Source organism: Sinomonas notoginsengisoli (genome assembly GCF_021554725.1).
Taxonomy (GTDB): Bacteria; Actinomycetota; Actinomycetes; order Actinomycetales; family Micrococcaceae; genus Sinomonas; species Sinomonas notoginsengisoli.
The window spans coordinates 1,156,870-1,180,838 of record NZ_JAIZDP010000001.1 but is presented as its reverse complement, the minus strand read 5'-3'; the positions used below and the strand labels follow the sequence as shown (position 1 = coordinate 1,180,838).

Below are 23,969 nucleotides of genomic sequence, written 5' to 3'. Positions count from 1 at the left end.
TGTTGGTCATGAAGACTGCCCGCGTCCTCGCCGTGTGCCGCGTCTACCAGCTCCTCCCCGACGCCGGGACGGTCGGAGTGACCGGCATCGACAAGCGGCCGGTCGAGGGGCCGCTGCACCTGCGCCGCCTTGGCGTCTACGGGGATGTCCAGGCCGATCGCGCCAACCACGGCGGCGAGGACAAGGCCGTCTACGCCTACTCTGAGGACGACGCCACGGCGTGGGCCCAAGAGCTCGGGCGGGAGATCCCGGCAGGATTCTTCGGGGAGAACCTGCGGGTCGAGGGGATCACCGCGAGCAACGCCGTGATCGGAGAGCGCTGGCGGTTCTCCTCCGGGGCGGTCCTGGAGGTCACGATGCCCCGGATCCCCTGCGGTACATTCGCGCGCCGCATGGGAGAGGAAGGCTGGGGTCCGTGGTTCACAAGGGCTGGCCTCTCAGGCGCCTACCTGCGGGTGGTCACGCCGGGGGACGTCGAGGCCGGGATCCAGTTCAGCATCGAGCACGTCCCCGACCACGGCGTCCGGGTAGGCGCATGGCTCTCGGACCCCACGCGCGAGAAGGCCGAGGCGCTCCTTGACGCCGAGGCCGAGGGCGACCTCCGCCTGGCCCCGGCCCTGCGGAAGTATGTGGTCGCGGCGGCAGAACGCGCCGCCGTGCAGTAGAGGCTCCATCCGCCGTCCAGCAGCGCGCCGTCGGCGATTGCCCCACGAGTGTGCCCAAGTTCACCTTCCCGCGGGCACCCGAGGTGAGGAGCGGCGTCGTGCGTCCTGTATGATGGATACATCCCCCACTTTCCGGAATTCCCTTTTTCTGCCCAATGGTTGAGGCAGGACAGAGAGCGTGTTGGGGCCCGCCTTGCGGGCAATTGCATAGGGGATCCGGCTGAAGGAACGCTGTACGGGTGCATGTGGTGCCGGACGCAGCGTAGGAGCCCTGCCTGGGATTGAGAGAGCGCTGGGCTTGAGTAATTGACCGACGAGCCCCTAGGCTCCCCAGCGCGAGGATACCCCTTGTCTGACATCACTGTGTCTGAAACCACCCTGACCGAAACCACTCTGCCCGACGCCACCGAGGCCCTCCCCGCGGAGGCCCTCTCTACCGAGGCACCTGAGGCGGCCGCCGCTGAGGCTCCGGCTACTGACGCCGCCGCTGAGGCTCCGGCTACTGACGCCGCCGCTGAGGCTCCGGCTACTGACGCCGCCCCCGAGGAGCGCGCCGCTGAGGGCACTGCTGACGACGGCGAAGTGCGCTTTGCCGATCTCGGCATTGACGCCCGCGTCCTGGCTGCCCTTGTCGACGTCGGCTACGAGAAGCCCTCGCCCATCCAGGCCGCGACGATCCCGCTCCTGCTCGAGGGCCGCGACGTTGTGGGCCTCGCCCAGACCGGCACGGGCAAGACCGCGGCGTTCGCCGTGCCTGCGCTCTCGCGCCTCGCCGAGCTGCACGACCTCAACGGTCCGTCCCGCTCGACCCAGGCCCTCGTCCTTGCCCCGACCCGCGAGCTCGCCCTCCAGGTCGCCGAGGCCTTCGCCTCGTACGCGAAGCACCTCGATGACTTCACCATCCTGCCCGTCTACGGCGGCTCGGCCTACGGCCCGCAGCTGGCCGGCCTGCGCCGCGGCGCCCAGGTAGTGGTCGGCACGCCCGGCCGCGTGATCGACCACATCGAAAAGGGCTCCCTCGACCTTTCCGAGCTGCAGTACCTCGTGCTCGACGAGGCGGACGAGATGCTCCGCATGGGCTTTGCCGAGGACGTGGAGCGCATCTTCCAGAAGACCCCGGACGGCCGCCAGGTTGCCCTGTTCTCCGCGACGATGCCCTCGCAGATCCGCCGCATGTCGAAGCAGTACCTCAACATGCCTGAAGAGGTCACGGTCAAGTCCCAGACCACCACTGGCAAGAACATCCGCCAGCGCTATGTGCAGGTCATGGGCGCGCACAAGCTCGACGCCATGACCCGCATCCTCGAGGTCGAGGAGTTCGACGGGGTTATCGCGTTCGTCCGTACGAAGATGGCCACCGAGGACCTCGCCGAGAAGCTCAAGGCGCGCGGCTTCCAGGCCGCCGCGATCAACGGCGACATCGCCCAGGCCCAGCGTGAGCGCACGGTCGAGGCGCTGCGCGAGGGCAAGATCGACATCCTCGTGGCCACCGACGTCGCGGCACGCGGACTCGACGTCGAGCGCATCAGCCACGTGATCAACTACGACATCCCGCACGACACCGAGGGCTACGTGCACCGGATCGGCCGCACGGGCCGCGCCGGCCGCAAGGGCGACGCGATCCTGTTCATGACCCCGCGCGAGAAGTACCTCCTGCGGGCCATAGAGAAGGCCACGCGCCAGGCCGTCGAGCCCATGCACCTGCCAACCGCCGAGACGGTCAACTCGCTGCGCATGAGCAAGTTCGCGGAACGGATCACCGAGACGCTCGAGTCGCAGGATGTCGCGATGTTCCGCGACCTCATCGCCTCCTATGAGGAGGAGCACGAGGTCCCCGCCGCCGAGATTGCTGCGGCGCTCGCCGTCATGGTCCAAGGCGACACCCCGTTCTTCGTCAAGGAGCTCCCGTCCGCGCCGGAGTTCCAGAAGCGAGACCGCAACAAGGACGGCTTCGGCTCGCGCGGCCCGTCCCGCTCGATCACCGAGGGCAACGCGACCTACCGCATCGCCGTCGGCCGCCGCCAGCGCGTCATGCCGGGCTCGATCGTCGGCGCCCTCGCCAACGAGGGCGGCTTCCATTCGAGCCAGATCGGCGGGATCGACATCCGCGCTGACCACTCCCTCGTCGAGCTCCCCGCGGAGCTGAGCGGTGAGCAGTGGAGGGCCCTGTCCAAGACCCGCATCGGCGGCGAGCTCATCAAGCTTGAGCTCGACACGGGGCGCCGCCCCAACCGCGAGCGTTCGGACGACGGCGACCGCGGCTCCCGCGGTGGGTACCGTGGCCGCGGCGAGGGCGGCTTCGGCAGCCGTCCCGACCGCGGCGGCGACCGTGGGTTCGGCGGCCGCTCCGACCGCCCGGGCCGTGGCTCCGGAGACCGTGGGGGATTCGGCGGTCGCGACCGCGATGACCGTGGCTTCGGCGGCGGACGCGGTGGCTTCGACCGCAAGCCGCGCCATGGCAGCGGAAGTGCTGGCGGCCGCGGCAACAAGTGGTGACGATGCACCGCGGATAGACGAGACGAGGGCCCACCCCGGGAGACCGGCGGCGGGCCCTCGCCGCGTCACGGGAACGGCTCCTGACCACGCATTCGATTTGGTGGCGTCCCGCCCGTCCGGTAAAGTATTTCTCTGTTGCCCCCCTAGCTCAGTGGTAGAGCGCCATCTTGGTAAGATGGAGGTCACGGGATCGATTCCCGTGGGGGGCTCTCTGGCGGTGTAGCTCAGCTGGTTAGAGCGCACGACTCATAATCGTGAGGTCCCGGGATCGAGTCCCGGCACCGCTACGTTCAGGACCCCCGGGAGACCGGGGGTCCTTTTCGTTTCCCCGAAAGCGGGTAGGCCCCTGCTCAAAGGCCCTTCAAGGGGGGTCGGCTACACTCTGTCGGATTCCGACGAGAGGAAACGATGACGGTTACAGGGAACCTACGCACAGCAGCGCCGGCCAGACCCCGCGCGGGGGGATTGGGCCACGTTTCGGCGCTCGACGGCATCCGCGCCCTTGCCATCACCATGGTGCTCCTCTACCACGCGGTCATGCCGCTGCATTTCGGCGGCGCAGGCGGCGTGGACATCTTCTTCGCGCTCTCGGGCTTCCTCATCACTACCCTGCTCCTCGAGGAACACGATCGCCACGGGCGCATCTCTTTGCGCAGGTTCTACGTGCGGCGGGCGGTCCGCCTGTATCCGCCGCTGATGATCACGCTCGCGCTGGTGTTCGTCCCGATCGCACTGCTCATGGGCTTGGGCTACGCGGCCTGGGGCTCGGTCATGGCCCTGTTCTACCTCATGCCGATCGGCGCCGAGACCGGGGCTGACACCCTCTCTGCGTACGCGCACACCTGGACGCTGGGCCTCGAGGAGTGGTTCTACTTCGTGTGGCCCCTCGCGCTCGTCCTGCTCGTGAAGGGCGCCCGCACGGTCCAGGGCCGCCGCTCGCGCCGCGCTCTCGCCGTCGCGGTCGGGGCCGCTGGGCTGCTCGCCGTGGCCGCTCTGTCCGTGGAGGCCTCCACGGGCCACATGTCCTTCATCCTGCGCACGTGCGCCCTGTTCGCCGGCTGCGCGCTGGCCCTCGTGCTGCACCACTCGACCGTGGCAGCGCGCACGTGGCACGGCCTGGCGGGTCTGGCACTCATCGCCTTATCGGTCATGCGGTCCTCGCTCGCGCCGTTGTCCACGGTGGACACCCTCGCGGCAGCCGGAGGCACGCTGCTGCTGGTCTTCGCGGTGCTGCGCGGTCCGGATGGGCCGATCCGGCGGACGCTCTCGCTGGCGCCGCTGACATACGTCGGCCGTATCAGCTACGAGATCTACCTGTGGCACTACCCGGTCCTGTGCCTCTTCGGGGTGCTCGCCCGCACGGACTTCCTCGAGATCGGCTGGATTGCCATTCCCGTCTCGATCGGCCTTGCGGCCGCCACGCACGCCGTGACCAAGCCAGTCGTGAAGTCCCTGCGCGCAAAGCTGCCCGTGTGAGGCCGCATCCGGCTTACTCTGCGGGGCTTGGACTGTCCAGGACATCGCCGTGACGGTGTTGGCATCACCGGCCCAGATTGATGTCGAGGGCACGCTCGGCCACGTCGTCGAGGGCCCGCCGCACCGCCCCGAGGGCCACGGCGTCGCCGCCGAGGGATGACACCTCCACTCTGGGAGGGGTGTCCGTGAGGGAGGGCAGCTCGGCCCGGATGCCCGGCAGGAGGGCCGCGGCCGCACCGGCGACCGCGCCTCCGAGGACGACAAGCTCCGGGTTGAGCACCGTGCCGAGGATGGCTACGACGCGCGCCATATGCCCGGACAGGCGCCTCAGCACGCGCAAGGCGCCCGGATCGCCGTCGTGCGCCGCGGCAAAGACGGCCTCCGCGGTGACGTCCTCCGGTGCGATGCCGCCGAGTCTCCCGAGGGCCGCTTCCTCGGCACCCCACCGGCGGGCGAGCTGGCCGATGCCGTGGGGCCCGGCCGCACCCGAGACCAGGCGCAAGAAGGAGAGCTCGCCGGCGCCGCCGTGCCGGCCGTGCAGGAGCCGCCCCGACTCGAGGAGTCCCGCACCGAGCCGTTCCCCGGCGAGGACCACGGCGACGTCGTCCACTCCGCGCGCAGCGCCCCTCCACTGCTCGGCGAGGGCAGCGAGGTTCGCGTCGTTCTCGAGGACCACCCGCCATCCGTGGCGTTCCGCCAGGCCTTGGGCGAGGCCCACGTCGAACTGCTCCCAGAAGTCGCGGGGCGTCGCTATGTGCCCGTCGCGGTCCACGGGTGCCGCCACTCCGGCCACGGCGGCGAGGACCCCCTCCGCGGTGACCCCGGCAGACGCGAGGGCCGTGAGCGCCGTCGAGCTCACGATCTCGACCCGCTCGCTTCCTTGCGCTGTGAAGGGGAAGATTCCGGTGGCAGCGCCCAGCGGGGTGCCGAGCAGGTCGGCGACGAGCGCCGTGGTCTTGCCTGCCCCCATGTCGATGCCGACAACGGCACCCGCGTCCGCGCGGAAGGTGAACATGCGCGGGGGCCGGCCGCGGCTCGCGGCGGCGGCCGTGCGGACGGCGGGGAGCTCCGCGGCCCAGCCCCGGCGCACGAGGTCGTCGCAGACGGCGATGACCGTGGCACGGGTGAGCCCCGTCCCGTCCACGAGCTCGCCCGCGGTGAGGGCGTCGGGCGCGGCGCCGCGGAGGCGGCGGAGCACCGCCTCGGCATTGGCGAGCCGCACGACATGGGGTCCCGGGGCCGGTCCTGTCCGCATCGCCTTGACCTCCCCATTGCACCGGAAGAATAATGGTTCCCGGCTTTGATTTAGAGTCTAAATATAATCGATACAATCACTGCATCCACTTTCTTCGAACAGGAGAACCGGTGCCCGCCACCGCTCAGCCAGACCGCACCGACCCTTCCGCCGACTGGTGGCGGCACGCGGCCGTCTACCAAATCTATCCGCGCAGCTTCGCCGACGCGAACAGGGACGGCATCGGAGACATCCCGGGGATCACCTCGCGCGTGCCGTACTTGGCCTCCCTCGGGATCGACGCCGTCTGGCTCAGCCCCTTCTACCCCTCGGCGCTGGCTGACGGCGGCTACGACGTCGACGACTACCGGGACATCGATCCGCGGCTCGGCACCCTCGAGGACTTCGACGCGATGGTCGCGGCGCTGCACGCGGTAGGCATCAAGGTCATCGCGGACATCGTGCCGAACCACACTTCGGACCGCCACGCGTGGTTCCGGGAGGCGCTCGCCTCGGCCCCCGGGTCGGCGGCGAGGGACCGGTACATCTTCCGGGACGGTGCCGGCGAGAACGGTGAGCTCCCGCCCAACGGGTGGACCTCGATCTTCGGTGGTGGCGCTTGGGAGCGCGTCTCCGAGGCGGACGGAACGCCGGGCCAGTGGTACTTCCACCTCTTCGCCAAGGAGCAGCCGGACCTCAACTGGGACAACCCGGAGGTCCACGAGGACTTCCTTACCACCCTGCGCTTCTGGTCGGACCGCGGCGTGGACGGCTTCCGTGTCGACGTCGCCCACGGGCTCAAGAAGGACATGGACGCGGTCCACGCGGACCTCGACACGATCCACCGGGCCGAGCTCTTCGCCTCCGGCGAGCACCCCCTCTGGGACCGCGACGAGGTCCATTCCATCTACGCCGAATGGCGCAAGGTGCTCAACGAGTACACTCCACCCCGCGCCGCGGTGGCAGAAGCGTGGGTCCACGCTGACCGTCGCGCCAAGTATGCGTCCCCCGAAGGCCTCGGCCAGGCCTTCAACTTCGACCTCCTCAAGGCGGATTTCGACGCCGGCCAGTTCCGAGAGGTCATCACGAAGAACCTCGGTGAGGCCGCCGCGACCGGTGCATCGTCGACGTGGGTGTTCTCGAACCATGACGTGGTGCGGCATGCAACGCGCTACGGACTGCCCAAGGGCTCAGGGTGGGAAGGTGCCGGCGCGGACGGCAAGGACTGGCTGCTCAACGGAGGGCGCCCGGCCGAGGTCGATGCTGCGCTGGGCCTACGCCGCGCCAAGGCCGCCACGGCGCTCATGCTCGCCCTGCCCGGTTCGGCGTACCTGTACCAGGGTGAGGAGCTCGGGCTCCAGGAAGTCGGCAGGATCCCTGAGGAGTATCGTCAGGACCCGACGTTCTTCCGCAACCGCGGCGTCGATGTGGGCCGCGACGGCTGCAGGGTGCCCCTCCCATGGGAGGCCGCGCCCGCAGCCGGATCCTCATTCGGGTTCGGCTCGGACGGCGCCCATCTGCCGCAGCCGGCCTGGTTCAAGGAGTACGCGGTGAGCGTCCAGGATGCAGACCCGGGCTCGACTCTCGGCTTCTACCGCCGTGCACTCGCTCTCCGGCACGAGCTCGAGGGCCCGGAGCGCCTCGAATGGCTCGGGAGTGAGGACGAGGACGTGCTGCACTTCTCGCGTCCCGTCGACCGTGGCCAGTGGCACGTCGTGACCAACTTCGGCACTGCCCCCACCTCGCTTCCGGAGGGGGAGGTGCTCCTCGCCACCGTGGAGCCCGAAGAGGGCAAGCTGCCCGCGGATGCGACGGCGTGGGTGCGCACCGCGCTCTGACGCGGAGCGTCACAGGAAGGGGCGGTCTTCCGTCTCGTGCCGGGCATCGATAGTTTGGGGGTGAGACCACGTCTGGAGGGACCATGTCTGAGGTCAACTCAAGCTTCCGTTACGGGCATGAGGCCCGCCACGAGGACTACGAGCTGGATGCCGAGCAGTGCTGGTCTCTGCTCGGCTCCTCGGGCGTAGGCCGCTTCGCTTTTGTCCATGAGGGCCGGATTGCGATCTATCCCGTGGGGTACCTCGTGTACGCGGGGGCCATCCATTTCCGCACCTCGCAGGAGGGAACCGTGGCGCGAAGCCTGCCCCAGGACGGGATTGCCCTTCAGGTCGACGCCACCCAGCCCTCGGTGCAGGCCGGGTGGTCCGTGCTCGTGAGCGGCAGCGCCGAGGCGGTCGAGGACGCGGAAGAGCTGACCGAGCTCTTCGGCCGGATGGTCAACGAGCCGTGGGCCGGGGGAGTGCGGGACCGGTTTGTCCGGATCCGCCCCGACCATCTCTCCGGTCGGCGCGTCTACCTCGCCTAGTAGGTTGCGCGCGCCGGCTGAGGCCGCGATGGTTTTATAAAATCGTTTGACATAAAAACTCTGGCGCTGTGAACTGGATTCATCGAGCTGGCTGGGAGCCCGATTCTTCGACAGGACCTTCGTCAGGAGAGTCAGATGGCCGAGCAGGATGATTCCGTTGCCGTGACGACGGCCGGGGGCGTGGCCACGGCTGAAGTGCCGGCATCTACACCGAAGCGAGCGGCGTCGCCGGGGCTGCCCGCGGGCATCCGCTGGTGGGAGGCCTGCGGCGGATGGGACAGCCGCTACGCCATCGGCACCTTCTGACAAAGGCAGCCGCACTCTGACGAGGGGCAACGGCCCGGCCTGGCCGATGTGCGAGCGAAGGCCCCGCGGCGATACGGTGGATCCATGACGTCAACTGCCGCCGATCCGACTCGCCCGGCCAGCGAGGATCTCCCCGCACGCACGGTCCGCGTGATCAGCCCTGAGATCGCCCGCTCGTGGCTCCTGGTCAACGCGATGAAGACGGAGCTCTTCGACGAATCCGCCGTCTCGCGTGCGGACGCTGTCATCCTCGACATCGAGGACGCGGTCGATCCGTCACACAAGGACGAGGCGCGCGAGAATGTGTCCCGCTGGCTCGCCTCCGGCGGAAGCGCGTGGGTGCGCGTGAACGATGCCACGAGCCCATTCTGGGCCGATGACCTTGCCGGCCTCCGCGGCACTCCCGGCCTCCTCGGTGTGGTGCTCGCCAAGACCGAGTCTGCCGACCAGGTGACCGAGAGCTTCCACCGCATGGACGGAAAGACCCCGGTGATCCCGCTCGTCGAGTCCGCCGTGGGCATCGAGGAGGCCAACCACATCGCCAAGGCCCAGGGTGCGTTCCGCCTGGCGTTCGGGTCGGGCGACTTCCGCCGCGACACGGGCATGGCCGCCACCCCCGAGGCCATGGCCTACCCGAGGGCGAAGCTGGTCGTGGCCTCACGAGTGGGCAATCTCCCCGGGCCGATCGACGGCCCGACCGTGGGCACCAACCACCCCATCCTGCGGGAGCAGAGCGCGATCACGGTGATGATGGGCATGACGGGCAAGCTGTGCCTGGCCATCGACCAGACCACGGTCATCAACGAGGTCATCTCCCCGACGCCGAGCGATGTGGCCTGGGCCTCCGACTTCATGCGCGACTTCGAGGCGAACGGCCGCGTGATCCGCGACGGGTCCGATCTGCCGCGCCTGGGCCGCGCCGAGAAGATCATGAAGCTCGCCACCGCCTTCGGCGTCCGGCCGGCGATCTGACCCTCGTGCCGAACGACTCCTGGGAGACCGCCTCTCCCCTCTACAAGAAGATCGTGCTCACGGGCATGGCCTTCCTCGGTGTCGGGATCATCGCCAGCCTCGTCGGCAATCTCGGCCATATCATGTGGCTGACGTACGCCTCGATTGCCATCATCGGCATCGGCCTCCTGACGCACCTCCTGGGACTCGGCGTCCGCATCCGTGATGCCAAGCGCCGCGCCCGGCGCTGACACGCACGACGGCGACCACGCGCCGTCGTGCGCGGCGTCACCTCAGGCGGGGGTCGCCTGCCGGGCACGCCGCACGTGGCTGCGCGCATGCTCGACCGCAGCATCGAGCGAGTCGAAGAGGTGCCTGTGGTGCCGGAGCTCGGCGATGACGCCCACGCGTCGTACGAGATCGAGGTGCTGATCCTGTACGCCCTTGAGGAGCACGGTGACTCCGCGGGCCTCGAGTGTCCGGATGACCTCGACGAGGGTCTGTGCGCCCGTCGCGTCGAGGTAGCGCAGCTGGGACAGCCGCAGGATCACGACCTCGACACCCTGGACCGCGGCCAGCTCGTGCAGGATCCGCTCCGCGGCCCCGAAGAACATGAGCCCGTCGAGGCGGAACACGGCGATGTGCTCGTCGCCGTCGTGGGCGCGTCCGGCGATCGCCTCCCGCCGCACACCGCCGAGCTTGGCGAATTGGCGCAGCGTGAGCAGGGCCGCAGCGACTAGGCCGATCTGGATCGCCACGATGAGATCGAACGAGACGGTGATGACGGCGGTGAGCACGAATGCCACGGCGTCCTGCCGGGTCGAGCCGAGGATGCGGCGCGCCGTCCGGATCGACACCACGCGCCCTGCCGTGACCATGAGGACGCCCGCGAGGGCCGCGAGCGGGATCTGGGCCACGAGCGGGGCCGCGAGGTAGACCACGCCGAGCAGCACGAGCGCGTGCACGATCGCGGCTGCTCGCGAACGGCCGCCCGACCGGACGTTGACCGCCGTCCGGGCGATGGCACCTGTGGCGGGCATCCCGCCGAACAGCCCCGCCGCGAGCGAGGCGAGGCCCTGGCCCATGAGCTCGCGGTCGGGGTTGTACGGGCCGGTCGTGCGGCCGTCGGGTCCGCTGAGCCCCGAGGCCACGCGCGCCGAGAGCAGCGACTCGATGGCGGCGAGTGCGGCGATGGCCAGGGCGGGGCCCGCCAGGGCGGGCAGGTCGGTGAAGCCCATGCCGGGCACGGCGGGGGCCGGGAGGGAGGTGGGCAGCTCGCCGATCCGCTCGACATCGAGGCCCAGGAACCCGGCGCCGAGCGTCGCGACGAGGACTGCCATGAGGCTCGCGGGCAGTGCGCGGTGGATCCGCGGTACGAGGAGCGTCACCGCCGCGACGAGCACGACGACGCCGATGCCCGCCAGGGCGCGCGGCCACGGCGCCGTGCCGATCGCCTCCGCCGCGGCGATGGCGGTGTTCTGGCCCGGCGCGACGTGCGAGGACACCGCGAGCGGGACCTGCTGGAGGAAGATGATGACGCCGATCCCTAGCGTGAACCCCTCCACCACGGGCCAGGGGATGTAGGCGACGGCCCTGCCGAGGCGGGACGCGCCCAGGACCACGAGGAGGAGGCCGGCCATGACGGACAGCAGCGCGACGGCCCCCACGCCGTGCGAGGCGACGATCGGCGCGAGGACCACGACCATGGCGCCGGTGGGTCCCGATACCTGGACGTGGGAGCCGCCGAAGACTGCTGCGACGAGGCCCGCCACGATCGCGGTGACGAGGCCGGCCTCCGCTCCCACTCCCGAGCTCACGCCGAACGCGAGAGCGAGGGGGAGCGCAACGATGCCGACGGTGAGGCCCGCGAGGAGGTCGCCTCGCCAGGTCCGGGACAGCGAGGCGTAGTCGGACCTGTGGGGGAGGAGGGCCATGGCGGCCTCACGGCCTCGGGCCATCCTGCCGCGGGGGGTGAGCGCCTCACGCGGCGAGCCGAGGGCGCTCACCGGGCGGCGCCGTCGTGTGCCGAGGCGTGGGCCGAGGCCGCCGCACCCGCTGGGGGCAAAGCCGAGGCGGCTTCGAGCTGCTTGCGCGTATCCGTGAGGGTGTCGAGGAGGAACGTCCGCGCGATGGCGAGGAGCTCGGCGATCTTCGGGTTCGCGAGCGAGTAGGTCACGGTGTTGGCCGAGCGGACGCTCGTGACGACGCGGTGCCGGCGCAGCGTGGCGAGGTGCTGTGAGAGGTGGGAGGCCTCGAGCCCGGTTCCCTCGAGGAGCTCGCTCACCGGGCACGACTGGTCTGGGGACTCGGCGAGGATCTCGAGGATGCGGACGCGCGCCGGATGGGCAAGGCCCTTGAACAGGTTTGCCTTGATCTCGTAGAGGGGCGCACTGCTGTCGCTGAACATGGGGGACTCCAGGAACACGTACCGATATGATGGATTGATCAATCCATCATATCGCGAATTGATGGGCACGGGGAGTCCAGCGCACGCCGCCACGCTCGGGAGCGCCAGGCAGCCGCTGGCGTCCAGGCCACCCGATAGGCTTTCCCCATGGCCATCAACCCCGACCTCCAAGGCCGCACCTACCCGCCCGCCGAGGCGTACGACGTCGCCCGCGAGAAGATCCGCGAGTTCGCCCGCGCCGTCAAGGCCGAGCATCCCGCCCATTACGAGCTCGATGCTGCGCGCGCCCTCGGGCATGACGATCTCGTGGCGCCTCCGACGTTTGCGATCATCGTCGCGCAGCGGGCCGACGCCCAGCTGATCGCGGACCCGGAATCGGGCATCGACTTCTCGCGCGTGGTCCATGCCGAGCAGCGCTTCACGCACCACCGGCCCATCGTGGCCGGGGACCGCCTCAGCGCAGAGCTCCACGTGGACCAGGTCCGCGCGATGGGAGGCGGGGCGATGATCACGACGCGCGCAGAGATTTCAGCGGAGGGCGGGGAGAAGGTCGCGACGACCATCTCGTCGATCCTCGTGAGGGGAGAGGGCCAGTGACAGAGAAAGCCACCGCCGTCATGCCCGTATTCGACCAGCTCGAGAAGGGCCTCGAGATCGGCCGGCGTGAGATCGCCGTCACGCGCTCTGACCTCGTCGAGTACGCCGGAGCGTCGGGGGACTTCAACCCGATCCACTGGAACAACGAATTCGCCACCGCCGTCGAGCTCCCCGGCGTGATTGCCCATGGCATGTTCACCATGGGCGCTGCAGTCCAGCTCGTGACCGACTGGGCCGGTGATCCGGGCGCTGTCCTCGACTACCAGACGCGCTTCACCAAGCCAGTTCCTGTCGTTGACACAACCGGCACCAACGAGCCGGGGGCCGTCCTCGAAGTGGTCGGAACCGTCGGCGCCCTCGACCCCGAGGCCCGCACGGCCCGCATCGACCTCACGGTCACCAACGCCGGCCAGCGCGTCCTGACCAAGGCGCAGGCGGTCGTCCGCCTCGCCTGAGGGTACGGGTGGCCGGCTCGCCGCCCCGCCCGTACCCCCGGAGTAGGGCGGCATCCAGCACGGCCTAAGCTTGACGGGTGAGCCAGACCATCCTGTCGTCCCTGACCACCTCCGCCGTGGGCGGTCCCGCCGCGCGCTTCGAGGAGGCCCGCACCGAGGCCGAGATCATCGACGCGGTGCGCACGGCGGACGCCGCGGGCGAGCCGCTCCTCATCATGGCCGGCGGCTCGAACCTCGTCATCTCGGACGACGGCTACCCCGGCACCGTCCTGAAGATCGCCTCAGAGGGCCTCGCGGTGAACTCCGCCGACTCGTGCGGCGGCGTGTCTGTGCAGGTCCAGGCGGGCCACCCATGGGACGAGTTCGTGGACCACGCCGTGCACCACGCGTGGAGCGGGGTCGAGGCACTCTCCGGCATCCCGGGCTCTACGGGAGCCACCCCGGTGCAGAACGTCGGCGCCTATGGCCAGGACGTCTCCCAGACGATCTGGCAGGTCCGCACGTGGGACCGCGAGGCGGGCGCTGTGAAGACGTTCGTGCCGTCCGAGCTGGCGTTCGCCTACCGCGACTCGCTCCTCAAGCGGACCACGGTCAACGGCTCGCCCCGGTACGTGGTCCTCACCGTCGAGTTCCAGCTCGCACTCGGGCGCATGGGCGCCCCGATCCGCTACGCAGAGCTGGCCCGTGCCCTCGGGGTCGAGCAGGGCCAGCGCGCCTATGCGACCGACGTGCGCCGCGAGGTCCTGCGGCTGCGCGGCTCGAAGGGCATGGTCCTGGATGCGGGGGACAGGGACACCTACTCGACGGGTTCGTTCTTCACCAACCCGATTCTGGACGAGGCCACCGCGGCGTCCCTCCCCGAAGGCGCGCCCCGCTATCCGGCGGGAGAGGGATCCGTGAAGACATCCGCGGCGTGGCTCATCGAGCACGCGGGCTTCCCCAAGGGCTACGGCCTCGAACCGGACAGCGTGACGGGCGGCCGGGCGTCCCTGTCCACGAAGCACACGCTCGCCCTCACCAACCGCGGGGAGGCGACTGCCAAGGACCTGATGGCGCTTGCCCGCGAGGTGCGGGACGGTGTCCGCGCACGGTTCGGGATCGAGCTGCATAACGAACCGCTCCTGATCGGGCTGGAGCTGTGAGCGAGGCGCGCCATCGCATCGACGTGGCGGCCGTGGCGGTGCGGCTCTATGCCGAGAACGGCTATGAGGCCACGAGTGCGGACCAGATCGCGGCGGCCGCCGGCCTTTCGCGCAGCACGTTCTTCCGGCAGTTCCGGTCCAAGGAGGACGTCGTGTTCGCGGACCACGACACCCTCTTGGAGCAGGCCCGGGACTTCCTGTCTGAGCCCCACCGGGATCCCTGGGGTGCCGTGTGCCGGGCGGCGGAGCTGGTGTTCGCACATTTCGCCTCGCTCGGCGATCTAGCACAGCTGCGCTACCGCGTGGTCAATGAGGTCTCGAGCCTTCGGGACAAGGAGCTGGTCACCACCTTCCGCTACGAGCGGCTGTTCCAGCGCTACCTGCGGAACGCTGTCCCGGGGATCGCCGCACTCGACGCGGTCCGCTTCGCCTCGACGGTGATCGCTACGCACAACTACTGCCTCCGCGGCCTCATGCGCGGCGAGGCAGGGTTCGATGCCGCGCGCCTCCACACCGAGCTCGACGCCGTGCGCCGGCTCTACGGCGTGGCTGCAGAGGGTGCAGCGGCGCCGGAGGCCGGGGCAGCGTACGACGCCGGCCCCGTCGCCTCGGCCGTCCTGCCCATCCCGCGCGGAGGTGCTGCCGGAGATGCGGGTGGAGCGCCGGAGGATCTCGTGGTCGCGGTCTTCCCCCGCTCCGCGGCGGCTGACGAGGTCGCACGGAGGATCAGGGAGGCGCTCGAAACCCGCCAGGCCGGTTCTGACGGGCGCCTCGACCCCGCATGATACTGGGTTTCGCTTGACGTGAGACTCAGTTTCACGATTACATGGGGACGTGCCCCACCTCACAGATGCCGCGTCCGCCTCTGCCCTCGCCGGGACCGAATCCGCGGTCTCCGCCCAGCCGGGCCACGCGCCGTCGTCCGCAAGCTCCGCCAGCTCCGCTAGCTCAGTGCGCGCCGTCGGTGTGGTCGGCGCAGGGCTCATGGCCAGCCAGCTCGCGACGCTCTTCGCCCAGCAGCTCCGCGTCCCGGTGATGATGAGCGACCTGTCTGCCGAGCGGGTCGACTCGGCCCTCACAGGGATCCGCGCCCGGCTCGAGCGTGCCGAGGCCAAGGGCCGCCTCGCCCCGGGCGAAGCCGCCGCGACCGCGGACCTCATCACAGGCACCACCGACCCTGCCGACTTCGCCGGCTGCGACGCCGTGATCGAGGCCGTCTTCGAGGAGCTGACGGTCAAGCGTCACGTCTTCGCCGCCGTCGAGGCCGCGATCGCCCCGGGCGCCCTCCTCCTGACGAACACGTCCTCCCTCTCGGTCGAGGCGATGGCCGAGGGCCTCGAACACCCCGAGCGCGTCGTGGGCTTCCACTTCTTCAATCCCGTCGCGGTCCTGCCGCTCCTCGAGCTCGTGCGGACCTCGGGCGCCTCCGACGAGGCCATGGCCGCCGCCGCCCAGCTCGCCGCTGCCCTCGGCAAGACGGCGATCCCCGTTGCCGACGCTCCCGGATTCGTGGTCAACCGGCTCCTCACACGGCTCTTCGCGGAGGTCCTCGCCGAGGTCGAGGCGGCGGCCGCCGCAGGGGGCGACCCGCTTGCAGTCGACCGCGCCCTGGCCCCGTGGAACCTGCCGATGACTCCGCTGACCCTCATCGGCTACATCGGCACGGCAGTCCAGCAGCACATCTGTGCCACCATGCACGCCGCGTACCCTGAGCGGTTCCCGCTCTCGCCCTGGCTCGCCTCTGCCGCGGACGCCGGGGTGCGCCGCCTTCTCGCGGACGACGGCGCCATCTCACCCGAGGCCGCCGCCCTCCTGGCGCCGGGGGGCGGCACCGGCACAGCCGAGAACCCGGTGGACCAGGCCAAGGTTCTCGAGCGCGTCCGCGCTGCCCTCGCCGAGGAAGTCGAGATCATGCTCGCCCAGGGAGTCGTCTCCTCCATCGGGGACATCGACCGCTGTATGGTCCTGGGCGCGAACTACCCGGCTGGCGGCCTCACCCCGCTCCTGGCCCCGAGCCCCTGACCCCCCGGTCCACTGACCCCACGCAAGTCCGCAAGCCCCACTGCTTCGAGAAAGGCCCGCCATGCCCGACTATGACGTCTCCGCAGCCCTCGACACCGACTACTACTCGGTCTTCTCCTCCTTCGGAGGCGTCACCGCCGAGGACCGCGCCCACTGGGAGCGCGCCCGCGGGTTCATCGACGAGGCGCTGCCCGAGATGAACGAGTACTGGGACCGCGCCGAGTACCCGCTGCACCTCGTCAAGCGCATGGGCCAGCTGAACCTCCTCGCGGACGGCATCGACGTGCCCGGCCTCGCGCCGATGAGCCCCTTGGCCGCGGGTCTGGTCAACATGGAGGTCTCCCGCGGCGATGGCTCGCTCGGCACGGTCGTGGCCGTCCAGGGAGGCCTCGCGCTGCGCTCGATCGCATTCCACGGCTCCGATGAGCAGAAGGACCGCTGGCTCGGACCGCTCGCCCGGGGAGAGGAGCTCGGCTCGTTCGCGCTCACCGAGCCGGACCATGGCTCCGACTCCGTGAGCCTGACGACCACCGCGCGCCTCGATGGGGACCACTGGGTCCTCGACGGTGAGAAGAAGTGGATCGGCAACGGCGCCTCCGGCGGCGTGACAGTGGTGTGGGCCCGCGACGAGGAGGGCAACGTGCGCGGCTTCCTCGTTGAGCAGGACACTCCCGGCTACGAGGCCGAGGTCATCGAGGGCAAGGGCTCACTCCGCGCGATCCACCAGGCGCGCATCCGCCTCAGCGGCGTGCGGATCCCGAAGGACAACGTGCTGCCGGGGGCGAGGACGTTCAAGGACACATCGAAGGTGCTCGTCGCGACGCGCCTCGGCGTGGCCTGGTCAGCCCTTGGCCACGCGACCGCATGCTATGAGGCCGCCGTCCAGTACGCGAACCAGCGCGTCCAGTTCGGCAAGCCGCTCGCGAAGTTCCAGCTCGTCCAGGACCGCCTGGCCCAGATGCTTGCCGAGCTCACGAGCATGCAGCTGCACTGTGTGCACCTCGCAGGCCTCGACGCAGAGGGCCGGATGCAGCCCACGCAGGCGTCCATGGCCAAGTACCACAACACGCGCAAGGCCCGCCTCATCGCCGCCACGGCACGCGACCTCCTCGGCGGCAACGGCATCCTCCTCGAGAACCACGTGGTGCGCCACATGATGGACATCGAGTCCATCCACACGTACGAGGGCACCGAGAGCGTCCAGGCCCTCCTGATCGGCCGGGACATCACCGGCGTGGGCGCGTTCGCCTGAGCGGCGAGGAGAAACGATGCAAGCCAACTTCTCAGCACTGAGCCCGCTGCGCTTCCTCGAGCGCTCCACGGCCGTCTTCCCCGACAGGACGGCGATCGAGCACGGCTCGCGCCGCTATACCTACGCCGAGTTCGGCGCCGAGGCACAGCGCGTCGCGAAGGCCCTCAAGGCCCGCATCCAGCCTGGCGACCGCGTCGCGTTCCTCGCGCCCAATGTTCCCGAGCTGCTCATCGCGCACTTTGCGGTGCCGCTCGCGGGCGGCGTCCTCGTGGCCCTCAACACACGCCTGGCGCCGCACGAGGTCAAGTACATCCTCGAGCACTCCGAGGCCGCCCTCCTGTTCGCGGACACCGAATTGCTGACGACCGTCGACGACGTCGCGCATCTGGGCGGGCCCGCCGCCGAGGTGCCGGTCGTCGTGGTTCCCGACACCGAGGTTCCGGGCGCGCACGAGGCCGCGGCCGCCGTCGTGCGCGCCGGCGTGCATACCGGGCACGGAGCCGCGGAAGGGGTGGGGGAGCGCGAGCTGTACGCCGATTTCCTCGCGGGCGCGGCGGACGCGGCGTTCCTCCCGTGGGGCGTCGACGACGAGCAGGTGCCCATTACGCTCAACTACACCTCCGGCACCACCGGCAAGCCCAAGGGTGTCCTGTACTCCCACCGCGGCGCCTACCTGAACGCGCTCGGGGAGTCGCACCACCAGGGCTTCGACGGCGCGACGCGCTACCTGTGGACCCTGCCGATGTTTCACTGCAACGGCTGGTGCACGCCTTGGGCGGTCACCGCGGCCGCGGGCACGCACGTGTGCCTGCGCGCCGTCCGCGCCGACGCGGTCTGGGCGGCGCTCGACGACGGCGTGACCCACCTCTGTGGGGCACCCACGGTGTGCTCGATCATCGCCGACGCGGACCAGGCGCACGCGCTTACCGTGCCCGGCAGAACCCCGCTGAAGATCACGACCGCCGGGGCCCCGCCCTCGCCCACGATCATCCGCCGCCTCGCCGACCTCGGTGTGACGGTGGTGCACGTGTACGGGCTCACCGAGGTCTACGGGCCGTACACGATCTGCGAGTACCAGCACGCGTGGGATTCGCTCTCACCCGATGAGCGTGCTGCGAAGCTGTCCCGACAGGGCGTGGGGATGGTGCAGGCGGAGACAGCGCGGGTTGTGGACCTGGACATGCGCGATGTCCCCGCTGACGGGGAGACCCTTGGCGAGATCGTGCTCCGCGGCAACAACGTCATGCTCGGCTACTATAAGGACTCCGACGCCACGGAACGCGTCTTCGCGGGCGGCTGGTTCCACACCGGCGACCTCGGTGTCATGCACCCGGACGGGTACATCCAGCTCAAGGACCGGGCGAAGGACATTGTCATCTCCGGCGGGGAAAACATCTCGACGATCGAGGTCGAGCAGGCCATCGTCTCCCACCCCGACGTGCTCGACGCCGCGGTGATCGGCATGCCGGACGAGCGGTGGGGTGAGCGTCCCGTGGCCTTCGTGGTCCGGTCCCGGGCCTCGGAACTCACCGCCGAGGTCCTGTCCGAGCATGTGCGGGGCCTCATTGCCGGGTTCAAGGTCCCGCGCGAGATCCACTTCACCGCCGAGCTGCCCAAGACCTCCACGGGCAAGACCCTCAAGCACGAACTGCGCGCCCTCGCGGCCGCGGAAGGAGCACGATGACCGAGACCCAGAATGCCGGCGCGGACGCGCAGGGACATGACCCCTCAACGCTGGGACATGACCCCTCAACGGTGGGGGGTCATGTCCCTGCGCTGGCCGCCCCAGACGATGTTGTCATCGTCGGCGCCGCCCGTACGCCGCAGGGCAAGCTGCTCGGGCAGCTCGCCGGGCTGTCCGCCGTCGAGCTCGGCAGCACGGCGATCGGTGGGGTCCTCGCTCGGGCCGGGATCGCGCCCGAGGATGTGGACGCCGTCATCATGGGCCACGTGCTCCAGGGCGGCGCCGGCCAGAACCCGGCCCGGCAGTCCGCCGTCGCCGCCGGGATCCCGCTCACAACACCCGCGATCACCCTCAACAAGGTGTGCCTCTCGGGCCTGTCCGCAGTGATCGAGGCCTCGCGCATGCTGCGCCTCGGCGAGGTTTCCGTGGTGGTGGCTGGTGGCCAGGAGTCCATGAGCCAGGCGCCGCGCCTGCTCCCAGGGACCCGTGCGGGGTCGGCGTACGGCTCCATGGAGCTCATCGACTCGACGGCGCACGACGGCCTCACCGATGCCTTCGACCACGAGGCCATGGGCCTCGCCACGGACCGTGCCAACGCGGCCCTCGGGCTCACGCGCGAGGAGGCTGACATCGTTGCCGCAGCCTCACATGTCCGCGCGGGCGCCGCGGCCTCCTCCGGGGTCTGGGCCGAGGAGATCGTGCCCGTCAAGGTCCCGCAGCGCAAGGGCGCGGTGCTGGAGGTGAGCGAGGACGAGGGCATCCGCCCCGAGTCGACGGCCGAGACCCTCGCCCGCCTACGCCCGGCCTTCTCCCCGGACGGTACCGTCACCGCCGGCAATGCCTCGCCCATCTCTGATGGTGCCTCCGCCGTGGTGCTGACGACCCGCGCGGAAGCGGAGCGTCGTGCGCTGGAGGTGCTCGCCGTCGTCCGCGCTCACGGGCAGATCGCCGGGCCGGACACCACACTGCCGGACAAGCCGGCCAAGGCCATTGCGGCCGCGCTGGCGCGGGAGGGCTGGCCCGCCGGCGAGCTCGACGTCGTGGAGATCAACGAGGCCTTCGCGACCGTGGCGGCGCACTCCGCGGCCCTGCTCGGCGTGCCCATGGACCGGGTCAATGTGAACGGCGGGGCGATCGCGATCGGGCACCCCATCGGCTCCTCCGGCGCCCGGGTCGTCGTCACAGCCGTGCACGAGCTGCTTCGCCGCGGCTCCGGTCGGGCAGCCGTGGCACTGTGCGGCGGCGGGGGACAGGGCGACGCGCTGCTCCTCGAGCGCTGACCCTGAGTTCTGGACGGATGCGGACACAGATGGTCCGCATCCGGGGCGATCATGGGGGCATGAAACCTTCCATGGTGGCCCGCCCTGTGAGCACGACGGCGCTGGCCCGCCTGAGGCTGGCCGCCCAAGGGCTCCTTCCGGTCGCCTTAGTGGGGGAGCGGCTGGGCCTCGCGGCAGACCCCGTGTCCGCGGTGCGCCGGATGACCGCTCTGCAGAGCCAGAACCTCGCGTCGGGCCTGCTCCAGGTGGCCGTGCGGACGAGAGCGTGCGCCGAGTCCGCGGTGCTGGAGGCCTTTGCCAGCGGCGCGATGGTGCGGACCTGGACGATGAGGGGCACCCTGTTCACTGTCGCGGGAGAGGATGTCCGGACATTCGTCGGGCTCGCGGCAGACCGGGTCATGCGGTCCGCCTCCCCGCGGCATCGGGAACTGGGGATCACTGAGGAGGATGTTGCCGTCGTGCGCAAGGTCGCCGAGGAGCGGCTCGCCGGGGGCGCAGGGATGACACGGGCGGAGCTGTTCGCCGCGTTCGAAGCTGCCGGGCAGCCCACGGCCGCCCAGCGCGGGATCCATCTGGTCTCGATCCTGAGCCACCGGCTGGTGCTCGTGCAGGGGCCGTTGCGCGGGAGGCAGCAGGAGTTCCGGCTCGCCGACGAGTGGCTCCCCCCGGGTGACGCGCTGAGGGACCACGACGCCGTCGAGCACCTCGCCGCGCGGTACATTGCCTCCCACGGCCCGGTAGGCGAGCGCGACTTCGCATGGTGGATCGGCCAGCCGCTCGGCGCGGTCCGCGGGCCCTTCTCCGCTGCGGCAGCGGCGTTTGCCAGTGTGCCGTTCGACGGGCGGACGCTGTACTGCGCGCCGGAGGTTGCCGCGCTCGCGGCCTCTCGTGCCGGGTCCCGTGCGGTGGTTGCGGTGCCCGGCTTCGACGAGCTCGCGATCGGATACCCGGACCGGTCCGTGGCCGTCCCCGACGCCTATCTCGAGCGGATCATCCCGGGGCTGAACGGTGTCTTCAGGTCAATGATCACGGTGGGGGGCCGTGCTGTGGGCACGTGGACCAAGGGCGGGACCTCACGCGCGCCCAGTGTTGAGCCTGAGCTCTTTGAGGACCTTGGCCCCGCCACCGCGGCTGGCCTGGCGAAGGCGCTGGCTTGCATCGAGTCCTTCTGGGCGGGCTGACCGCGGGCCTTGCGCCTCTGAGTCACCCTCCGCCCGGCGACATCACGAGCGGCTGGGGACAAGGCGATCGGCTCTGGACCTCATGACCGGCTCTGCACCGCATGATCGGCGCCGGGCAGCGCCGATCATGCGGCCCCGGGCCGAATATGCACAGACCGGGGCGGCCAGTGTGCCTAGAGGCGCAGGCGGTTATCCACAGGTGGGCTGAATGCGGTCGCGTGCGCCGCGCAGGACCGACAGACTGGCGGCATGGAATCTGCAGCCCTGAGGACGCTCGTCAAGGACCGATGGCCCGCGTCACACATCGCCACCACAGATGCGTTGGCAACAGCAGGCATCACAGATCGCGTTCTCACCGCTGCCGTCCGGATCAGGGTCATCCACCGCATCCGCCGGGGCGCCTATGTTCCCAGTTCTGTCTGGAGCGCGGCATCTCCCTGGGAGAGGGACCTCTTGCGCATCGAAGCGCACGCCGCATCACGGTCGACGCCTGCGATCTACAGCCACATGACGGCTGCGCGCCTCCTCGGATGCGCCGTGTGGGACGTCGGCTCTCAGGTCCACGTCACCGTCTCCTACGCGTCGTCGTCGGGAAGCCACGGATCTGATGTGGCACCACACCGTCAGCCGCTCGGAGAGGAGGACGTCGTCAGTGTGATCCGAAACGGGCGAAGGCTGTGTCTCACGTCGGCGGCGAGGACCATCGCTGACTGCGCCAGAGTGCTCGATCTGGAACGTGCTGCGGTGATCGGGGATAGCGGCCTGCGTCTGGGGGTATCGATCGCGGACATCGCCGCCGCGGCGGAACGCTCGCGAATCTCACGCGGGGCTCGACGTGTAGCGCGGCTGCTCGGAGTGATCGACCGCCGGTCCGAATCGGCTGGCGAGACGCGGACGCGTCTGGCACTGGTCGCCGCGGGCATTCCGGCTCCGGAACTACAGTTCGAGGTGGTCACCCAGGAGGGCATCTTCCGGGCGGATTTCGCGTGGCCGGAGCTCAGGGTCATCCTCGAGTTCGACGGCGCAGTAAAGTACTTCGACTACAGCCCGACACGCGAGGTCCTCCTGGCCGAACGCCGCCGTGAGAACGCCTTGGCTGCGATGGGGTGGGTCGTTGTCCGCATCCATTGGGCCGACCTCGAGGCGCCTGAAGCGATTGGGGCGAAGGTCCACGCCGCGTTCGCGCGGTCTGCGAAGCTCGCCAGCTGAGCGCCCGCCCCGATGAGTGGCCCTGAACCGCAAAAGCGGTGCTGGGCAGCATCGATCATGCGGCTCAGGGCCGTCCGAGGCCCGCCAAGTGGCGGGCCATGGAGCCTCAGAGTGTGCCGGTGGCGATCTTCAGCATGCGGCGCAGCGGCTCGGCAGCGCCCCACAGGAGCTGGTCGCCCACCGTGAACGCGGAGATGTACTGCGGGCCCATCTCGAGCTTGCGGATGCGGCCCACGGGGATGTCGAGGGTTCCCGAGGCAGCCACGGGGGTCAGCTGGTCCATCGAGGCCTTTTTCTCGTTGGGCACCACGTGCGCCCACTCGTTGTCGGCGTCGATCAGCTTCTCGATCTCCGCCACGGAGAGGTCCTCGCGCAGCTTGAGTGTGAGCGCCTGCGAGTGGGAGCGCATCGCGCCGATGCGCACGCACAGGCCGTCCATGATCAGCGGCTCGATCTCGGAGCCGGCGCCCGTGCCGAGGATCTTGTTCGTCTCCACGCCCGCCTTCCACTCCTCCTTGGACTGGCCGTTGCCGAGGTCCGCGTCAATCCACGGGATGAGTGAGCCCGCGAGGGGGACGCCGAACTGGGTCGCGTCGACCCCCCCGCGCTGGGCGGCGAGGACCTTGCGGTCGATTTCGAGGATGGCCGACGCCGGGTCGGACAGCTCCGCGGCGACAGCACCGTTGAGCGTGCCGAACTGGGTGAGGAGCTCGCGCATGTGCCTTGCACCGCCGCCCGAGGCGGCCTGGTACGTCATGGACGTGCCCCACTCGACGAGGTTGTTGCGGAACAGGCCGCCGAGGCCCATGAGCATGCAGGACACGGTGCAGTTTCCGCCGATGAAGTCCTTCGCCCCGGTCGCGAGGCCTTCGTCGATGACCTTCCGGTTCACCGGGTCGAGCACGATGATCGAGTCGTCGTTCATCCGCATCGTCGAGGCTGCGTCGATCCAGAGGCCGTCCCAGCCGGCGGCGCGGAGCTGCGGGTGGACCTGCTTGGTGTAGTCGCCGCCCTGGGCGGTGACGATGATCGGGAGCTTCTTCAGTGCCTCGATGTCGTAGGCGTCCTGGAGGGCACCGGCATCGCCCGCGGCAGAACCCGCGAAGGCCGGGGCGGGGCCTCCGGCGTTGGACGTGGAGAAGAACACCGGGTCGATTGACGCGAAATCGCCCTCGTCCTGCATGCGCTCCATGAGGACGGAGCCGACCATGCCACGCCAACCGACAAAGCCTACCGAAGAAGTCATG

At 70.0% G+C, this 23,969-nt stretch carries 22 protein-coding genes and 2 tRNA genes; 20 read left to right on the top strand and 4 right to left on the bottom strand.

The annotated features are described in order from the left end of the window. Positions 1 to 8: 8 nt before the first annotated feature. The 5 genes from LF262_RS05545 (at position 9) to LF262_RS05525 (ending at position 4,637) form a co-directional block, all read left to right on the top strand. Entirely contained in the window at positions 9 to 665 is a 657-nt protein-coding gene (locus tag LF262_RS05545) for an MOSC domain-containing protein (protein ID WP_235779210.1), read from the top strand. A 378-nt stretch (positions 666 to 1,043) separates the two neighbouring features. Next, positions 1,044 to 3,161 carry a DEAD/DEAH box helicase gene (locus LF262_RS05540; RefSeq protein WP_235779322.1) on the top strand — a complete coding sequence of 706 codons (2,118 nt, stop codon included), beginning with the start codon at positions 1,044 to 1,046 and terminating at the stop codon, positions 3,159 to 3,161. A 137-nt stretch (positions 3,162 to 3,298) separates the two neighbouring features. Beyond that, positions 3,299 to 3,370: transfer RNA gene (locus LF262_RS05535), tRNA-Thr, on the top strand. A 4-nt stretch (positions 3,371 to 3,374) separates the two neighbouring features. Then, positions 3,375 to 3,448, top strand: a tRNA-Met gene (locus LF262_RS05530). Positions 3,449 to 3,569: 121 nt separating this feature from the next. Beyond that, positions 3,570 to 4,637, top strand: a complete 1,068-nt coding sequence (locus tag LF262_RS05525; protein WP_235779209.1) for an acyltransferase family protein — start codon at positions 3,570 to 3,572, stop codon at positions 4,635 to 4,637. Between the two features lie 64 nt (positions 4,638 to 4,701). On the opposite strand, the gene LF262_RS05520 is transcribed toward LF262_RS05525, so the two are convergent. Next, entirely contained in the window at positions 4,702 to 5,892 is a 1,191-nt protein-coding gene (locus LF262_RS05520) for an ROK family protein (protein ID WP_235779208.1), read from the bottom strand. A 32-nt stretch (positions 5,893 to 5,924) separates the two neighbouring features. Here LF262_RS05520 and LF262_RS05515 point away from each other — a divergent pair, with 32 nt between their 5' ends. The 5 genes from LF262_RS05515 to LF262_RS05495 all read left to right on the top strand — a co-directional run bounded on the left by LF262_RS05515 (position 5,925) and on the right by LF262_RS05495 (position 9,744). After that, positions 5,925 to 7,709: a glycoside hydrolase family 13 protein gene (locus tag LF262_RS05515; protein ID WP_372462723.1), complete on the top strand. Its 1,785-nt coding sequence runs from the start codon at positions 5,925 to 5,927 to the stop codon at positions 7,707 to 7,709. 83 nt (positions 7,710 to 7,792) lie between these two features. Continuing rightward, positions 7,793 to 8,236 (top strand): pyridoxamine 5'-phosphate oxidase family protein, encoded by a 444-nt coding sequence (locus tag LF262_RS05510; RefSeq protein ID WP_235779206.1) that lies wholly within the window; start codon positions 7,793 to 7,795, stop codon positions 8,234 to 8,236. 135 nt (positions 8,237 to 8,371) lie between these two features. After that, entirely contained in the window at positions 8,372 to 8,542 is a 171-nt protein-coding gene (locus LF262_RS05505; protein WP_235779205.1) for a hypothetical protein, read from the top strand. A gap of 84 nt (positions 8,543 to 8,626) precedes the next feature. After that, the gene (locus tag LF262_RS05500) at positions 8,627 to 9,514 is read left to right on the top strand and encodes an HpcH/HpaI aldolase/citrate lyase family protein (protein ID WP_235779204.1); all 888 of its coding nucleotides are present in this window, start codon (positions 8,627 to 8,629) and stop codon (positions 9,512 to 9,514) included. 5 nt (positions 9,515 to 9,519) lie between these two features. Further along, complete coding sequence (locus LF262_RS05495) at positions 9,520 to 9,744, top strand: DUF3188 domain-containing protein (RefSeq protein WP_235779203.1); 225 nt, start codon at positions 9,520 to 9,522, stop codon at positions 9,742 to 9,744. Between the two features lie 42 nt (positions 9,745 to 9,786). Here the strand turns inward: LF262_RS05495 and LF262_RS05490 are convergent, their stop codons facing one another. Next, entirely contained in the window at positions 9,787 to 11,451 is a 1,665-nt protein-coding gene (locus LF262_RS05490; RefSeq protein ID WP_372462737.1) for a SulP family inorganic anion transporter, read from the bottom strand. A 44-nt stretch (positions 11,452 to 11,495) separates the two neighbouring features. Continuing rightward, positions 11,496 to 11,900, bottom strand: coding sequence for an ArsR/SmtB family transcription factor (locus LF262_RS05485; RefSeq protein ID WP_235779202.1), 405 nt, complete (start codon positions 11,898 to 11,900; stop codon positions 11,496 to 11,498). 147 nt (positions 11,901 to 12,047) lie between these two features. Between LF262_RS05485 and LF262_RS05480 the strand changes: the two genes are divergently transcribed. The 10 genes from LF262_RS05480 (at position 12,048) to LF262_RS05435 (ending at position 22,722) form a co-directional block, all read left to right on the top strand. Then, positions 12,048 to 12,497 carry an FAS1-like dehydratase domain-containing protein gene (locus tag LF262_RS05480; protein WP_235779201.1) on the top strand — a complete coding sequence of 150 codons (450 nt, stop codon included), beginning with the start codon at positions 12,048 to 12,050 and terminating at the stop codon, positions 12,495 to 12,497. Positions 12,498 to 12,517: 20 nt separating this feature from the next. Continuing rightward, the gene (locus LF262_RS05475; protein WP_235779320.1) at positions 12,518 to 12,952 is read left to right on the top strand and encodes a MaoC family dehydratase; all 435 of its coding nucleotides are present in this window, start codon (positions 12,518 to 12,520) and stop codon (positions 12,950 to 12,952) included. A 77-nt stretch (positions 12,953 to 13,029) separates the two neighbouring features. Then, positions 13,030 to 14,094 carry a UDP-N-acetylmuramate dehydrogenase gene (locus tag LF262_RS05470; protein WP_235779200.1) on the top strand — a complete coding sequence of 355 codons (1,065 nt, stop codon included), beginning with the start codon at positions 13,030 to 13,032 and terminating at the stop codon, positions 14,092 to 14,094. Further along, on the top strand, positions 14,091 to 14,879 hold the full coding sequence (locus LF262_RS05465; RefSeq protein WP_235779199.1) for a TetR/AcrR family transcriptional regulator: 789 nt from the start codon (positions 14,091 to 14,093) through the stop codon (positions 14,877 to 14,879). Before LF262_RS05470 ends, LF262_RS05465 begins: the two co-directional genes overlap by 4 nt. A 49-nt stretch (positions 14,880 to 14,928) precedes the next feature. Next, positions 14,929 to 16,116 (top strand): 3-hydroxyacyl-CoA dehydrogenase family protein, encoded by a 1,188-nt coding sequence (locus LF262_RS05460; RefSeq protein ID WP_235779198.1) that lies wholly within the window; start codon positions 14,929 to 14,931, stop codon positions 16,114 to 16,116. A gap of 61 nt (positions 16,117 to 16,177) precedes the next feature. Next, positions 16,178 to 17,368 carry an acyl-CoA dehydrogenase family protein gene (locus tag LF262_RS05455; RefSeq protein WP_235779197.1) on the top strand — a complete coding sequence of 397 codons (1,191 nt, stop codon included), beginning with the start codon at positions 16,178 to 16,180 and terminating at the stop codon, positions 17,366 to 17,368. A gap of 16 nt (positions 17,369 to 17,384) precedes the next feature. Beyond that, the gene (locus LF262_RS05450) at positions 17,385 to 19,052 is read left to right on the top strand and encodes an AMP-binding protein (RefSeq protein WP_235779196.1); all 1,668 of its coding nucleotides are present in this window, start codon (positions 17,385 to 17,387) and stop codon (positions 19,050 to 19,052) included. Continuing rightward, positions 19,049 to 20,332, top strand: coding sequence for an acetyl-CoA C-acetyltransferase (locus LF262_RS05445; RefSeq protein ID WP_372462722.1), 1,284 nt, complete (start codon positions 19,049 to 19,051; stop codon positions 20,330 to 20,332). The genes LF262_RS05450 and LF262_RS05445 overlap by 4 nt, the downstream gene beginning before the upstream one ends. Positions 20,333 to 20,391: 59 nt before the next feature. Then, a complete protein-coding gene (locus LF262_RS05440; RefSeq protein ID WP_235779195.1) occupies positions 20,392 to 21,513 on the top strand; it encodes a winged helix DNA-binding domain-containing protein in 1,122 nt (373 codons plus the stop codon). A gap of 249 nt (positions 21,514 to 21,762) precedes the next feature. Further along, complete coding sequence (locus LF262_RS05435; protein WP_235779194.1) at positions 21,763 to 22,722, top strand: PDDEXK family nuclease; 960 nt, start codon at positions 21,763 to 21,765, stop codon at positions 22,720 to 22,722. A 106-nt stretch (positions 22,723 to 22,828) separates the two neighbouring features. On the opposite strand, the gene asd is transcribed toward LF262_RS05435, so the two are convergent. Further along, complete coding sequence (gene asd / locus LF262_RS05430) at positions 22,829 to 23,968, bottom strand: aspartate-semialdehyde dehydrogenase (RefSeq protein ID WP_268933497.1); 1,140 nt, start codon at positions 23,966 to 23,968, stop codon at positions 22,829 to 22,831. Position 23,969: the final 1 nt, after the last annotated feature.

Bases quoted from the DNA above. Each gene is read 5' to 3' on its own strand.
- LF262_RS05440 (WP_235779195.1), top strand. From the start codon at position 20,392: ATGAAACCTTCCATGGTGGCCCGCCCTGTGAGCACGACGGCGCTGGCC.
- LF262_RS05480 (WP_235779201.1), top strand. From the start codon at position 12,048: ATGGCCATCAACCCCGACCTCCAAGGCCGCACCTACCCGCCCGCCGAG.
- LF262_RS05475 (WP_235779320.1), top strand. From the start codon at position 12,518: ATGCCCGTATTCGACCAGCTCGAGAAGGGCCTCGAGATCGGCCGGCGT.
- LF262_RS05545 (WP_235779210.1), top strand. From the start codon at position 9: ATGAAGACTGCCCGCGTCCTCGCCGTGTGCCGCGTCTACCAGCTCCTC.
- LF262_RS05485 (WP_235779202.1), bottom strand. From the start codon at position 11,900: ATGTTCAGCGACAGCAGTGCGCCCCTCTACGAGATCAAGGCAAACCTG.
- LF262_RS05455 (WP_235779197.1), top strand. From the start codon at position 16,178: ATGCCCGACTATGACGTCTCCGCAGCCCTCGACACCGACTACTACTCG.
- LF262_RS05490 (WP_372462737.1), bottom strand. From the start codon at position 11,451: ATGGCCCGAGGCCGTGAGGCCGCCATGGCCCTCCTCCCCCACAGGTCC.
- LF262_RS05525 (WP_235779209.1), top strand. From the start codon at position 3,570: ATGACGGTTACAGGGAACCTACGCACAGCAGCGCCGGCCAGACCCCGC.
- LF262_RS05450 (WP_235779196.1), top strand. From the start codon at position 17,385: ATGCAAGCCAACTTCTCAGCACTGAGCCCGCTGCGCTTCCTCGAGCGC.
- LF262_RS05510 (WP_235779206.1), top strand. From the start codon at position 7,793: ATGTCTGAGGTCAACTCAAGCTTCCGTTACGGGCATGAGGCCCGCCAC.
- LF262_RS05505 (WP_235779205.1), top strand. From the start codon at position 8,372: ATGGCCGAGCAGGATGATTCCGTTGCCGTGACGACGGCCGGGGGCGTG.
- LF262_RS05515 (WP_372462723.1), top strand. From the start codon at position 5,925: ATGGTTCCCGGCTTTGATTTAGAGTCTAAATATAATCGATACAATCAC.
- LF262_RS05445 (WP_372462722.1), top strand. From the start codon at position 19,049: ATGACCGAGACCCAGAATGCCGGCGCGGACGCGCAGGGACATGACCCC.
- LF262_RS05520 (WP_235779208.1), bottom strand. From the start codon at position 5,892: ATGCGGACAGGACCGGCCCCGGGACCCCATGTCGTGCGGCTCGCCAAT.
- LF262_RS05500 (WP_235779204.1), top strand. From the start codon at position 8,627: ATGACGTCAACTGCCGCCGATCCGACTCGCCCGGCCAGCGAGGATCTC.
- asd (WP_268933497.1), bottom strand. From the start codon at position 23,968: ATGACTTCTTCGGTAGGCTTTGTCGGTTGGCGTGGCATGGTCGGCTCC.
- LF262_RS05435 (WP_235779194.1), top strand. From the start codon at position 21,763: ATGGAATCTGCAGCCCTGAGGACGCTCGTCAAGGACCGATGGCCCGCG.